Source organism: Pseudarthrobacter sp. N5, from assembly GCF_050157035.1.
Taxonomy (GTDB): domain Bacteria; phylum Actinomycetota; class Actinomycetes; order Actinomycetales; family Micrococcaceae; genus Arthrobacter.
This window is the reverse complement of sequence record NZ_CP189593.1, coordinates 3,891,612-3,905,262: the sequence shown is the minus strand read 5'-3', so window position 1 is coordinate 3,905,262 and position 13,651 is coordinate 3,891,612. Positions and strand designations below refer to the sequence as shown.

Sequence of the window (13,651 nt, the reverse complement as noted above, 5' to 3'; positions counted from 1 at the left end):
TGGTGAGAGCACCGCTCTCACAACAAGAGTGGAACCACTGGTAGCGCATGTCAAGAGCAGTGCTCACATTTGTTGACACTGCTCTGCTTTGTGGAATGCTGGAATCATGCCACCGCCCGCAGCCGAGACCGCCACCCAAGCTCCAGCGCCGGCAGGGAAGCCAGCCACGCCCCGCGAGCGTGCCCGCGCCCAGACCATCGAGGACATCGTGAGGCTGGGCCGCGCGCACCTGGCGCTCCACGGGGCCGCCGCCCTGTCGCTGCGGGCCGTGGCCAGGGACCTTGGCGTTGTGTCCTCGGCGGTGTACCGCTACGTGGAAAACCGCGACGAGCTGCTGACGCTGCTCCTGATTGATGCGTACGGGGAACTCGGCGATGCAGTGGACACGGCGCTGGGCACGCTTCCGGAACATGATTTCCGCGGACGGTTTCAGGCCCTGGGCCGAGCGGTCCGGGCATGGGCGTTGCGCGAACCGGCCGGTTACGCGTTGCTGTTCGGCAGTCCTGTGCCGGGTTACCAGGCCCCGGCGGAGCGCACCACGGCCCCCGGAACGAGGGTCATCTACAGCCTTATGGCCATCTTCGATGCGGCATACCGCGCAGGCGGGCTGACCGAAGGTGAGCCGGCTGCCGGTGGGCTCACCGCAGAGCCTGTGGGCGCCGTCGGCCTGCCTTCTGACCTGTCCGCTGACATGGCGGCGATCCGCAGCGAACTCGGGCTGGCCGTTCCGGATGGCCTGCTGGCAAGGGGGGCCCTGGTGTGGACGTCACTGTTCGGCGCCATCAGTTTTGAGGTGTTCGGCCAGTACGGGCGCGATACGTTCGGCGCCCGCGATCAACTCTTTGAGCATCACCTGAAGGTCCTTGCGGATATCGTCGGGCTCGGATAGCCCACAGCGTGGTGGAAATAGCGGAGCATGAGCCGGCCCTCTGCAAAAAGCGTGATCGTGGCTTCCATCATCATTCCGCCGCCGGTGCTGATCTTCCCGCTGTTCCAGCACATGCAGTCCCTGAACCTGATCGACACTTACTGGGCGCTGATCCTGCCCCCGGTGAGCCACCCGCCCATGGTGTTCGCGCACATCGGGGCGTGGAACAACTTCCTGTGGCCCTTCATCTCCACCAACGAGAGTTCGCTGCTCACGCTCCCGGTGGGCCTCCAAGCCATCAAGAGCGCGTACGGCATCCAATCTGCCCAGAACATGGCGTCCGCGTTGCTGGCGGCGCTGCCGCTGATCATCGTTTTCCTGTTCTTCCAACGCCAAATCATTAAAGGAGTTGCCACCACGGGCCTCGCGGGGACCTGAGCCAGCGGGTTGTCCGCGTGGGGCCGGTGCCGGATATCTTCCGGCAGCCGAGGCCCCTGTTGCAGCCAACCGCTCCTCGGTAGACTGCCAGTGCGTCCGGACGGGCGCCCCAGTCCTCCAAAGGAGTGATCAAGCGATGACCGAAAACAGTGAATTCGACGCCGCAGACAAGCGCAGCAAGGCAGCCAGCGGGCAGGTCGCCGACGCGGACAGCGGCCAGTATGTTGAGGGCGACTACGGTGATGCGGGAACTGTGGGCGAGGAGCTTGCCGGGGAGTCCGAAGGGGATTACCCCGAGGGCGACTACGGCGACGGCGGAACCGTGGGCGAAGCGTCCGCTTCGGCTGCCGGCAGAGAATATCCAGAAGGTGACTACGGCAGGGCCGGAGCTGTGGGGGAAGAACCCGGCGCGGACCTTGACGGTGAATATCCCGAGGGGGACTACGGAGACGCCGGGACTGTTGGCGCAGAGCCGGAAGCGGCTTCGAGCGGCGATCCTGCCGCATCCGAGGGCGAAGACGCCGGCGACTCGTAGTGTGCAGCGTCGGGGTGGCGAGTTCACGCACAGCGAAACTGGGCTGACGCCGTCGTCGTAGGTCCTGAAAACCCTGAATTTCCGCGGAAGTTGCTGGTTCCCTGCTGGAAAAGTCGTGATCCAAATTCAAAGTTGAGCGTACTCCGCTCAACTTTGAATTGACTTTAATTCCGGCCTGAGTAAAGTTGAGTGCAGATCGCTCAATCAATGGGCGATGGCTCCTGATCTCGACAAGATCGATCACCGGGCACAAGCTCGATCACCGGGCGCCAGCAAGTTTCCAAGGAAAAGAAGGAAGCAACACATGTCACGTGCAGTAGGTATTGACCTCGGAACAACCAACTCCGTCGTCTCCGTTCTCGAAGGCGGCGAGCCCACCGTCATTGCCAACGCCGAGGGTGGCCGCACCACGCCGTCGGTCGTTGCATTCTCCAAGTCCGGCGAAGTCCTGGTCGGCGAGATCGCCAAGCGCCAGGCCGTCAACAACATTGACCGCACCATCTCCTCCGTCAAGCGCCACATGGGCACTGACTGGACCGTCGCCATTGACGACAAGAAGTACACCCCGCAGGAAATCTCCGCGCGTATCCTCATGAAACTGAAGAACGACGCCGAGAGCTACCTCGGCGAAAAGGTCACCGACGCCGTGGTCACTGTTCCGGCCTACTTCAACGACGCCGAGCGCCAGGCCACCAAGGAGGCCGGCGAAATCGCAGGCCTGAACGTCCTGCGCATTGTCAACGAGCCCACCGCGGCTGCACTGGCCTACGGCCTGGACAAGGGCAAGGAGGATGAACTCATCCTGGTCTTCGACCTCGGTGGCGGAACCTTCGACGTCTCCCTCCTCGAGGTCGGCAAGGACGAAGACAACTTCTCCACCATCCAGGTCCGCTCCACCGCGGGTGACAACCGCCTCGGCGGCGACGACTGGGACCAGCGCGTCGTTGACTTCCTGCTGAACCAGCTCAAGGTCAAGGGCATCGACCTCTCCAAGGACAAGATCGCCCTTCAGCGCCTCCGGGAAGCATCGGAGCAGGCCAAGAAGGAACTTTCCTCTTCCACCAGCACCAACGTCTCCCTCCAGTACCTCTCCGTCACCCCCGACGGCCCGGTCCACCTGGACGAGCAGCTGACCCGTGCCAAGTTCCAGGACCTCACCAAGGACCTGCTCGAGCGCACCAAGAAGCCGTTCCACGATGTCATCGCTGAAGCAGGCATCAAGCTGGCTGAAATCGACCACATCGTACTCGTGGGCGGTTCCACCCGGATGCCTGCCGTCTACGAGCTGGTCAAGGAACTCGCCGGCGGCAAGGAGCCTAACAAGGGCGTCAACCCGGATGAGGTTGTGGCCGTTGGCGCAGCACTCCAGGCCGGCGTGCTGAAGGGTGAGCGCAAGGACGTCCTGCTGATCGACGTCACCCCGCTGTCCCTCGGCATCGAAACCAAGGGCGGTGTGATGACGCACCTGATCGAGCGCAACACGGCCATCCCCACCAAGCGGTCCGAGACCTTCACCACGGCTGATGACAACCAGCCGTCGGTGGCCATCCAGGTCTTCCAGGGTGAGCGCGAGTTCACCCGCGACAACAAGCCGCTGGGCACGTTCGAGCTGACCGGCATTGCTCCTGCCCCGCGCGGCGTCCCGCAGGTGGAGGTCACCTTCGACATCGACGCCAACGGCATTGTCCACGTCTCCGCGAAGGACAAGGGCACCGGCAAGGAACAGTCCATGACCATCACGGGCGGCTCCAGCCTCTCCAAGGAAGACATCGACCGCATGGTCCGTGACGCCGAGGAGCACGCATCAGAGGACAAGGCACGCCGCGAGGCCACTGACACCCGCAACACCGCCGAGCAGCTCGCCTACTCGGTGGACAAGCTGATCGCCGACAACTCCGACAAGCTGCCGGAAGAGGTCAAGACCGAGGTCAAGGCCGACGTCGAGGCCCTCAAGGCAGCGCTCGAAGGCACCGATGACGCAGCTGTGAAGACCGCCTTCGAGAAGCTGCAGGCTTCCCAGGGCAAGCTCGGCGAAGCCATCTACGCGCAGGCCGGTTCGCCGGACGGCGCCACCAGTGCTGCCGGTGCAGAGGGTGCAGCGGGTACCGCGGGTAGTTCCTCCGGTGACAAGGCTGCTGACGAAGACATCGTCGACGCCGAGATCATCGACGAAGACACCGCAGAGAAGAAGAAGTAACCATGCCGCACCACGGTAACGAAGAAGAGCACTCTTCCGAGGACCAGCGGGACCAGGGCAACCAGCCTCAGAAGCCGGTCATCCGGGATAACCGCAAGGTTGATCCGGAGACCGGTAAGGCCCGCCACCCGGAGGGTGAGCAGCACGCCTGGCCGGCCACGCCCGCGGCAAAGCCTGCCGCTACCCCCGCGGCCACCGACGGCGACGCCCTTGCCCAGGCTGAGGAGATCCTCAACGGGGTAGAGGTGCCGGCCGAGGAATCCGTGGCCCAGGGGTCCGGTGTTGCGGAAGCAGCCGAGCTCAAGAACGATCTCCTGCGCCTGCAGGCAGAGTACGTCAACTACCGCAAGCGTGTTGAACGCGACCGTGCGGTGGCAGGGGAGATGGCCGTCATCGGCGTCCTGAACTCGCTGCTCCCCGTACTGGACGACGTCGACGCTGCACGCCAGCATGGTGATCTCGCGGACGGCCCGTTCGCCGCGATTGCCACCAAGCTGGAGACTGCGCTGAAGACGTACGGCCTGGTCCGTATTGATGAGACCGGGGTGGAGTTCGATCCCACCATCCACGAGGCACTCATCCAGCAGCCGGGCGAGGGCCTCGAGGTTGACACTGTCAGCCAAGTGCTCCGCTCGGGCTATAGGTCGGGGGAGCGCGTCCTCCGCGCAGCCCAGGTGATTGTGGCCGTTCCGGCTTAGTAGTACCCCATCGAGGTGACAGTTCGCGCCCATGTTTCTAGAGAACATAGGCGCGAACTGTCACCTCGGCACACAGACTTGAAAGGAAACGCCATTGGCTAGCCAGGACTGGGTGGACAAGGACTTTTACGCGATCCTTGGCATCGCCAAGGATGCTTCCGACGCCGACATCAAGAAGGCTTACCGGAAGCTGGCGCGCAAGTACCACCCGGATACCAACTCCGGAGATGCGGCTGCGGAGAAGCAGTTTAAGGACGTTTCCGAGGCGTACTCGGTACTTTCCGATGCCGAAGACCGGCAGCAGTATGACGCCATCCGTGCCATGGGCAGCGCCCGTTTTGCTCCCGGCGGCGCTGGCGGGGCCGGCAACGGGGGCTTCGAGGACATGTTCGGCGGACTGTTCAACAGCGCCGGCGGCGGACGACGCCCCAGCGGCTATGGCAACGCCGGCGGCCTGCCTCCCGAGTTCGCCGATCTGTTCGGCGGCGGCGGCTTTGGCGGCCAGACTGGTTTCCAGCGGGCGCCCCAGAAGGGTGCGGACCGTACGGCAAGCACCAGTATTTCTTTTGCCGGGTCCCTCCGCGGCACCACGATCGGCCTGCGTGAACCCAACGGCGAGGTCATTGATGTGCGGGTCCCGGCCGGCATCAAGGACGGCCAGAAGGTCCGCGTCCGCGGCAAAGGCCAGCCCGGTCAGGCCGGAAACGGTGACCTGATGGTCGCCGTTTCGGTGAAGTCACACGATTTCTACACGCGCGACGGCGACAACCTCCGCATCCATGTGCCGGTGTCCTTCCCGGAAGCTGCCTTGGGCGCCGATATTGAGGTGCCCACCATCGACGGAGAGAAGGTCAAGGTCCGTGTCCCTGCCGGCACACCTTCCGGACGTACTCTCCGGGTCAAGGGCCGCGGTGTGAAAACCGCCAAGGTGACCGGCGATCTGCTGGTCACAATCGACGTCGCGGTTCCGCAGAACCTGAGCAAGGAAGCGGAGGAAGCCGTCAAGGCCTTCGCCGCTGCCACTGCCGGTGCGGACCTGCGCGAAGGCCTGGCAGCCAAAGCCAGGTTGTAGGGACTGAAAACCAGCCATGGACATCAACTTCGACCAGCCGATCTTTGTGATCTCCGTGGCTGCGGAGCTGGCCGATATGCACCCGCAGACGCTGCGGCAGTATGACCGGCTGGGCATTGTTTCGCCGAGTCGGGCGCCGGGGAAGTCCCGCCGCTACTCGCAGCGGGATATCAACATGCTGCGCGAAGTGCAGCGTCTGTCCCACGAAGGTGTCTCGCTGGAAGGCATCAAGCGGATCCTTGAGCTGGAAAACCAGGTGGCTGCGCTGCAACGGAGGGTGGGCGAACTGACTGAGGAGCTGGGCCGCCGTCGTGCCCCGCTTGATTCGCGGATCTTTGCGGCCGGCACCGCCGGTGATGTTGTCAGCTTGGCACGCGGGCAACGGCCCAGGGCGCGGTCCCAAGCCGTGGTGGTATGGCGGCCGCGCAGCCCGGGCGAGTAGGACGCACATCTTGCGGATGTCTCTCAACCGGGACGCCGGCACTTCAGAGGGAAGCATGGCCCCCGCCGGCCCTGGATGCTGACGTCCGGAAGGTGCGGACGTGCCCTCCCGAGGTCTGTGTTCCCTACGCTCGTGCGGTTTTCAGGAGTATGATGTGGACGTCGGCAAGGATTCCGACGACTCCTTGCCGATAGGCCGGTTCTCCATCAGAAGAACCGGCAACCAGCGTGAATGGGAGGACTTATGACCACCGCTTCGCACCCCGCCCAACACCACATGATGGGGTTGACGCTTCACAACACCGCCATGGGCGTTGGCGCGGTATTTCTGCTGGTTGGCGTCCTGGGGTTCATCCCGGGAATCACCACCAATTACGGCGCCATGACCTTTGCGGGACATGAGTCCGGCGCCATGCTTCTTGGAGTCTTCCAAGTGTCCGTGCTGCACAACATCGTCCACCTGCTCTTCGGTGTGGCCGGCGTTGCCATGGCGCGGACGGGCCAAATGGCCCGCTGGTTCCTTCTTGGCGGCGGCGCCGTGTACGTGGTCCTTTGGATCTACGGCCTTGTCATCGACATGAAGGCGGGCGCCAACATTATCCCATTCAATTCCGCCGACAACTGGCTGCACCTGATCCTCGGCGTCGCCATGATCGGGTTGGGCGTCTGGCTCGGCAGGGATGCCATGGAGAAAATGAAGGGACGGGCCAAGTAGCGCCTTCCACGGTTTGTGGAAAACCGACGACGGCGGCCGTCCCCCGGGCAGGAAGTCTGCTGGTGGGGACGGTCGCCGTTTCGGTGAAGTACCAGGATTTCTACACGCAGCCAAAGCCGGAGCGTTCCCAAGCCGTGATGGTTTGAAGGTCCCGGGGCCCGGGCGAGGTTCTTCAGGGTCGCGATAGGGAGGCCAGCTGCACGGGGCAGCTTTGCTCTGTCCAAGTGCCGGTCAAAGCGGGATTTTCCGAGTTCTGCCCTCCAGGTCCACAACGCGCCTGACCAGCAGCTTGAGTTCACCGGCGTCGATGCTGGTGAGGTCGCCCTCGGTGACCGGGGCTGCCGGGTGCAGCGTTGGGACTTCGCTGCCGGGCGTTCCGCTGCCTTTGACGCTGACCGTGCTGGGGCGCGGCTCCAGCTTGCCGTCCACCTCCACGAACTGCTCTGCTTCCTCTTGGCCTGTGAGCATGGCAGCGACAACGGCGTTCACATAGACCGGATCGGCGCAGGCGTCGTAAACCCACCTCTTGCCCAAGACGGAGTGTTCCATGGTGCCGACCAGGGAAGCCTCGGCGCCGGGCAGCTCGGAACCCCGGTAGCTCAGCGGTATCTGATAGATGTTGCCGCCATGGCAGACCAGATGGGTCTCAAGGCCGACTTCGCCATCCGGGTCATCAAGTCGGTACGCACCGAGCAGCCCCGGCTGCACGGAGTCATCCCGGGTGAACCACGGCTGCTGAGGCAGGTACTGCTCGATGAGTTGCAGCTTGAAATACAGTGCCGCGTCTCCCATTCCGTACGGCTCTGTACCTACAATTAACTGTCGGCCCCCATGGCATTCACGTCGACGGGGGCGGCCAAATAAGGAGAACTACCATGGGTTTAGGTGACAAGATCCATAACGCTGCCGAGAAACTCCACGGCAAGAGCAAAGAAGCAATCGGCGGTGCCACCGGCAACCGTCGGATGAAGGCCGAGGGCAAAGGACACCATGTCAAAGCCGATCTGAAGCAGGCCGGCGAAAAAGTCAAAGACGCCTTCAAGAGACACTGATACGAGCAACCAGACGGCGGAGGCGGTCAGGCCGAAACCGCTGGCCTGAGGCTTATCAGGAACACCCCAGAGGCCCGACGGATAACCGTCGGGCCCCTGGGGTTCTCATTGCGACGTTGTGGCTACACGGCCGCCGCCTTGACCCGCTCGTCTTCCGCGTCGCCGTCGAGCTCGAGCGTGGCAACCGGGGCTTCGACGCGGCGCTTTGGAATGAGTGCCACGGCGCCGGCCGCCACAACAGCGATTCCGGCGAAGATGGCGAAGTTGTATTCGAACGGCAGTTTCGCGTTGCCGATCCAGCCGCCGATCAGCGGTCCGGAGATCGCGCCGATGCGGGCGAAGCTCAGTGCCCAGCCAGTTGCTGTGCCGCGGATCTTGGCCGGGTAGTAGTCGGCGATGTAGCCCGTGAGGACCAGCGAGGTGGAAATGGATCCGATGCCGGCGAATGCGACGAACACCAGGTTCACCACCATGTTGTTGGGGAACATCAGCAGCATGATGCCCAGACCGCCGAGCACGTAGAACACCACCAGAATCAGCTTCTGGCCGTACTTGTCTGCGGCGCGGCCCAGGACCAGGCCTCCGACGGCGGACGCGAGGCTAAACACCAGCAGGAAGGTCAGCGACGAGCCGAGGTCGTAGCCGGCCTGCTTCATGATCGATGGCAGCCAGGTGTTCAATCCGTAGACCAGGACCATGCCGCAGAACAGCGCGATCCAGAAAAACACGGTGGACCGCAGGTACTTCGGGGAGAACATGATGGTGATGGTCTTCCACCAGGGTGCAGACTCGCCCTTGGGAGTTGCCGCCATGGCTGACACGGGTGCGTATTCGCTGATGTTCAGCTTGACCGCGAGCGCCTGGGCCTCTTTCCGGCGCCCCTTGGATTCGAGATACTCCAGGGACTCGGGAAGCAGCTTCCAGATGATGGGCAGCAACACGATGGGCAGTGCGCCGAAGCCGATCACCCAGCGCCATCCCGCCGTCGGAAGTATAAAGAGTGCCACCAGCGCCGCGGCGACGATGCCCAGGGAGTACCCGGAGTACATCAGTCCGTAGTTGAAGGAGCGCCTCTTCGGTGCCGAGTACTCGATGGTCAGCGCAGCCGCCACCGGGATGACACCGCCCATTCCCAAACCGCCCACAAGCCGGAAGAGCCCGAACATTTCGGGAGTCGTGGCCAGAGCCGCTCCGGCCTGGGTGAGCGTGAAGATCACCATCGATGCCAGGATCATTTTCTTGCGGCCCACGATGTCGCTGAGCGTGCCGATGAACAGCGCTCCGATCAGCATGCCCACCAAGGCGTATGCGCCGAGCCCGCCGAGCTGCAGCGGGGTCAGGCTCCATGCCTTGTATTCCGCCAACGCAGGGAGCACCGCTCCCAGGACTCCGACGTCGTAGCCTTCGGCGAGAATCGCCAGCCAACAACAGAACAGGACTATTCCTGTGGTCCGGTTCGGCACGTTCCAATCATTTACGGGTGCGCTAGCCATAATGCCCTCAGTTCACTTTGGAGGTACGAGAGGTGGTGCGGATGGTGCGGGTGGTGCTGTACTACCGGGTAAGAACCGCCTCGGCCCCAGCCTTGGCGGGTGTCCATCGCAGGTGTGCGTTCAGTGCGTCGGACTCGGGCTCCTTCAGCAGCAGCGACAGCCGCGGGCGGACCGCATCAGTACGGGCGCTCGGCGGTTTGCGCCGGCCTACCCGGAACTGCGGAATCCACTGGGCCCCGGGTCCGCTGTAATCCTGCTCGGCAGCAGCATGCAGGGTCCACTGCGGGTCAAACAGGTGCGTACGGCCCAGTGCCACGAGGTCCGCCCTCCCTGCCAGGAGAACGGAATTGACGTCGTCGTAGCTGGAGATAGCTCCGACGGCGATCACGGCGACTCCCGCCGGGCCGGCCACTTCCTGGCGGATGCGGTCGGCGAACGGTGTCTGGTAGCTGCGGCCGTAGGCCGGCTTCTCTTCGCTGGCCACCTGGCCGGTGGAAACGTCGATGCCGGCGGCGCCGTGCGCGACGAACGCCCGGGCGATTTCCACTGAATCGTCGGAATCGTTGCCGCCTTCCATCCAGTCAGTCGCCGAGATGCGGACGGTGACAGGCTTGTCCGCCGGCCATGCTGCCCGGACCGCGTCGAAAACCTCCAAGGGGAAGCGCAGGCGGTTCTCCAGAGGGCCCCCGTACTCGTCGGTGCGGCGGTTGGAGACAGGCGAGAGGAAGGAGGAGAGCAGGTAGCCATGGGCGGCGTGGACCTCCAGGAGGTCAAAGCCGGCGTGCTCCGCGCGGCGGGTGGCCTCGACGAACCCGGCCTTGATCGCGTCCATGCCGCTGCGGTCGAGTTCACGCGGAGTCTGGCTGCCTGGGCCATAGGCCAGGGCGGAAGGACCTACAGCTTCCCAGTTCCCGGACTCCAGCGGCTCATCGATGCCCTCCCACATCAGCCGGGTGGACGCCTTGCGGCCGGCATGGCCGATCTGTGCGCCGATCTTGGCCGTCGAGTTGCCATGGACGAAGTCCACGATGGACTTCCAGCTGTCGCGCTGGCCGTCGGTGTACAGGCCGGTGCACCCGGGGGTGATGCGCCCTGCCCCGGACACACACACCATCTCCGTCATGACCAGCCCGGCCCCGCCGAGTGCCTTGGAGCCGAGATGGACCTTGTGGAAGTCGCCTGGAACGCCGTCGACCGCGGAGTACAGGTCCATGGGGGAGACCACGATCCGGTTCTTCAGTTCCAGCCCGCCGATCCGGTACGGCTGGAACATCGCAGGAGCCGTCTCGGTGAGACCCTGGGACTCGGCGAAATTCCGCTCCACGGACTCGGCGAATTCCGGATCGCGCAGCCGCAGGTTTTCCTGGGTGATGCGGCGGCTGCGCGTGAGCAGGTTGAACGCAAACTGCGTCGCGTCCTGGTCCTTGTACTGGCTGATCCGTTCGAACCACTCAAGGGAGGCCTGGGCGGCTCGCTGTGTGGATTCGACGACGGGGCGCCGCTCGGCCTCGTAGGCGGCCAGCGCAGCTTCCACGTCCGCGTGCTCGTGCAGGCAGGCGGCCAGGGCCAGCGAGTCCTCCATGGCCAGCTTGGTGCCGGAACCGATGGAGAAGTGGGCCGTGTGGGCGGCGTCGCCGAGCAGCACGATGTTCCCGTGCCGCCAGCTGCGGTTGCGCACCGTGGTGAAGTTCAGCCACTTGGAATTGTTGGCCAATACCTCGTAGCCGTCGAGCTCCTCGGCGAAGATTGACCGGATCTTGTCGATTGCCAGCTGGTCCGAAACGCCCGGGGCAAAGACGGCATCGGCAGTTTCGCCGAAGCCTGCGGCCGCCCACACCTCGGGGGACATCTCGACGATAAAGGTGGAGCCCTCATCGGAGTACGGGTAGCCGTGGATCTGCATCACCCCGTGCTCGGTCTCCTTAACGAAGAACTTGAACGCCTCGAACACCTGGTCGGTGCCCAGCCACATGAACTTGTTGGGCCGCGGATCCAGGTCCGGGCCGAACGAGTGCGCGTACGTTGCGCGGATCTGCGAGTTCACACCGTCGGAGGCGAGGACCAGGTCGTAGCCGGCCTCAAGTTCGGCGATCGGCGGGGCCATGGTGCTGAATCGCACGTCAACGCCGAGTTCGGCGCAGCGGCGCTGGAGCATCTCCAGCAGCTCCTTGCGGCTCATCGCCGCGAACCCTTGCCCCCCAACGGTCACGGTCTCGCCGCCGAAGTGCACGTCGATGTCCGACCAGCGGGCGAACCGCCGGCTCATGTACTCGGCCACAACGGCGTCGGCGTTTCCGATGCCACCGAGCGTCTCATCGGAGAACACGACGCCGAAACCGAAGGTGTCGCTGGCGGCGTTGCGTTCCCACAGGGTGATGTTGTGGGACGTGTCCAGCTGCTTCATCAGTGCTGCGAAGTACAGGCCTCCGGGGCCGCCTCCGACGATTGCGATTTTCATGGTGGTGCTCCTTCTCAGGCCTGGCACAGGCCTGCGGTCGCAAGCTGGTCTGGTTCGTTGTCGAGACGGTCACGCAGCTTGAAATGCTGCAGCTTGCCGCTGGGGTTGCGGGGCAGTTCGTGGACGAACCGGATGTCCCGCGGATACTTGTAGGGGGCGATCGTCTGTTTGACGAAGTCCTGGATGTCCTTGCGCTTGGCGGCGTCGCCTTCGACGCCGTCGCGCAGGACGATGAACGCGCAGACGACGCTGCCGCGTTCTTCGTCCTGGCGGCCGATGACGGCGTTTTCCACTACGTCCGGGTGCTGGTCGATGGCCGCTTCCACCTCGGGGGCGCCGATGTTGTAGCCGGAGGACACGATCATGTTGTCCGAGCGGGCCTCGTAAGTGAAGTACCCGTCCTCATCCTTCGTGAACGTATCCCCGGTGACGTTCCAGCCGTTGCAGACGTAGTTCGCCTGCCGCTCATCGTCGAGGTAACGGCACCCGGTGGGGCCGATCACGGCCAGCCGGCCGATCTGGTTGGGCCCGAGCTCCTCACCATCATGGTCGAGAATGGCGGCCCGGTACCCTGGCACGGCGAGGCCCGTGGTTCCGGGCCGGATGTCGTCGCCCGCAGCGGATATGAACACGTGCAGCAGCTCCGTGGCGCCGATGCCGTTGACAAGGCGGAGACCCGTGGCTGCGTGGACTGCTTCCCAGGTCTCCTTGGGCAGGTGTTCCCCGGCCGAAACGGCAATGCGCAGCTTGCGGAGCAGATCGCCGCGGCCTTCCTTGAGGATGGCACGGTAGGCGGTCGGCGCGGTTAAGAGGATGGTTGCCCCGGCGGCAGCCGCATTCTCGGCCAGTTCCACGGGCGCGGCCCGCTCGGTCAGCAGCGATGACGCACCGAAGCGCAGCGGGAAGACCACCAGTCCGCCGAGGCCGAACGTGAACGCCAGCGGCGGGGAACCCGCGAAGACATCATCCGCCGTGGGTTGGAGGATGTAGCGGGCGAAGGTGTCGGCGTTGGCCAGGATGTCCCGGTGGAAATGCATGGTCACCTTAGGCACACCGGTGGTGCCCGACGTCGGCCCAAGAAGAGCGACGTCGTCCGCGGCGGTCTGCACGGTGGCGAACTCGCCGCTCTTGGCGGCACAGCGGGCGATGAGGTCGGCGAGGTCGTCAGAGCCGTAGGAGAGGACCGCGACGTCGTCGCCGGCTGCTGCGTTCAGCTCATCCAAAAAACGATGGTCGGAGATCGCCACCGTCGGCCGGGTGCGCCCGATCAGCATGGCGACTTCGCTGGAGCGCAGCATCGGCATCGTCGTGACTACGACGGCGCCGGCCTTGAGCACGCCGAGCCAGGCTGCGACGATCCACGGGTTGTTGGGCCCGCGCAGCATCACGCGGTTGCCGGGGACCACACCGTAGTCCTCGGTGAGCACCTGGGCCACCTGATTGGACCGGAGCAGCAGCTCCCCGTAGGTCCACGTGGTGCCGTCAGGCGTGTGCAGCGCGGGGCGCCCGGCGCCGTGTGTTGCGACGGCGGCGTCGATGAGGACGGCCGCCGCGTTGAGCTGCTCGGGGTACTGCAGCTCCGGGAGGGTGAACTCGAGCGTCGGCCAGGTTGAGGCCGGCGGCAGATGGTCGCGGGTAAACGTGTCCACATGGGCCGATGTCGTCAATGTCATGGCCACTCCTT

Annotated in this window: 12 protein-coding genes and 1 pseudogene; 9 read left to right on the top strand and 4 right to left on the bottom strand. The window is 64.5% G+C overall.

Features of this window, described 5'->3' with window-relative positions:
- Positions 1-106 precede the first annotated feature (106 nt).
- From ACQCST_RS18765 to ACQCST_RS18730, 8 genes and pseudogenes are all read left to right on the top strand, one after another.
- Positions 107-889: a TetR/AcrR family transcriptional regulator gene (locus tag ACQCST_RS18765; protein ID WP_426997265.1), complete on the top strand. Its 783-nt coding sequence runs from the start codon at positions 107-109 to the stop codon at positions 887-889.
- A 48-nt stretch (positions 890-937) separates the two neighbouring features.
- A pseudogene (locus ACQCST_RS18760) lies at positions 938-1,306 on the top strand (carbohydrate ABC transporter permease); the annotation flags it as partial.
- Positions 1,307-1,442: 136 nt separating this feature from the next.
- Positions 1,443-1,841 carry a hypothetical protein gene (locus ACQCST_RS18755; protein WP_426997264.1) on the top strand — a complete coding sequence of 133 codons (399 nt, stop codon included), beginning with the start codon at positions 1,443-1,445 and terminating at the stop codon, positions 1,839-1,841.
- Positions 1,842-2,145: 304 nt separating this feature from the next.
- Entirely contained in the window at positions 2,146-4,038 is a 1,893-nt protein-coding gene (gene dnaK, locus ACQCST_RS18750) for a molecular chaperone DnaK (RefSeq protein WP_426997263.1), read from the top strand.
- A gap of 2 nt (positions 4,039-4,040) precedes the next feature.
- Positions 4,041-4,736, top strand: a complete 696-nt coding sequence (locus ACQCST_RS18745) for a nucleotide exchange factor GrpE (RefSeq protein ID WP_426997262.1) — start codon at positions 4,041-4,043, stop codon at positions 4,734-4,736.
- A 94-nt stretch (positions 4,737-4,830) separates the two neighbouring features.
- The gene (locus tag ACQCST_RS18740; RefSeq protein ID WP_426997261.1) at positions 4,831-5,808 is read left to right on the top strand and encodes a DnaJ C-terminal domain-containing protein; all 978 of its coding nucleotides are present in this window, start codon (positions 4,831-4,833) and stop codon (positions 5,806-5,808) included.
- A gap of 16 nt (positions 5,809-5,824) precedes the next feature.
- Complete coding sequence (locus ACQCST_RS18735; protein ID WP_426997260.1) at positions 5,825-6,250, top strand: heat shock protein transcriptional repressor HspR; 426 nt, start codon at positions 5,825-5,827, stop codon at positions 6,248-6,250.
- A 243-nt stretch (positions 6,251-6,493) separates the two neighbouring features.
- The gene (locus ACQCST_RS18730; RefSeq protein WP_426997259.1) at positions 6,494-6,964 is read left to right on the top strand and encodes a DUF4383 domain-containing protein; all 471 of its coding nucleotides are present in this window, start codon (positions 6,494-6,496) and stop codon (positions 6,962-6,964) included.
- Between the two features lie 231 nt (positions 6,965-7,195).
- Here the strand turns inward: ACQCST_RS18730 and ACQCST_RS18725 are convergent, their stop codons facing one another.
- The gene (locus ACQCST_RS18725) at positions 7,196-7,756 is read right to left on the bottom strand and encodes a maltokinase N-terminal cap-like domain-containing protein (RefSeq protein ID WP_426997258.1); all 561 of its coding nucleotides are present in this window, start codon (positions 7,754-7,756) and stop codon (positions 7,196-7,198) included.
- An 83-nt stretch (positions 7,757-7,839) separates the two neighbouring features.
- Here ACQCST_RS18725 and ACQCST_RS18720 point away from each other — a divergent pair, with 83 nt between their 5' ends.
- Entirely contained in the window at positions 7,840-8,016 is a 177-nt protein-coding gene (locus ACQCST_RS18720) for a CsbD family protein (RefSeq protein WP_426997257.1), read from the top strand.
- Positions 8,017-8,138: 122 nt separating this feature from the next.
- Here the strand turns inward: ACQCST_RS18720 and ACQCST_RS18715 are convergent, their stop codons facing one another.
- From ACQCST_RS18715 to ACQCST_RS18705, 3 genes are all read right to left on the bottom strand, one after another.
- Positions 8,139-9,509, bottom strand: coding sequence for an MFS transporter (locus ACQCST_RS18715; protein ID WP_426997256.1), 1,371 nt, complete (start codon positions 9,507-9,509; stop codon positions 8,139-8,141).
- Positions 9,510-9,570: 61 nt separating this feature from the next.
- Complete coding sequence (locus ACQCST_RS18710) at positions 9,571-11,967, bottom strand: bifunctional salicylyl-CoA 5-hydroxylase/oxidoreductase (RefSeq protein WP_426997255.1); 2,397 nt, start codon at positions 11,965-11,967, stop codon at positions 9,571-9,573.
- Positions 11,968-11,981: 14 nt separating this feature from the next.
- Positions 11,982-13,640, bottom strand: coding sequence for an AMP-binding protein (locus ACQCST_RS18705; RefSeq protein ID WP_426997254.1), 1,659 nt, complete (start codon positions 13,638-13,640; stop codon positions 11,982-11,984).
- Between the last annotated feature and the right edge of the window lie 11 nt (positions 13,641-13,651).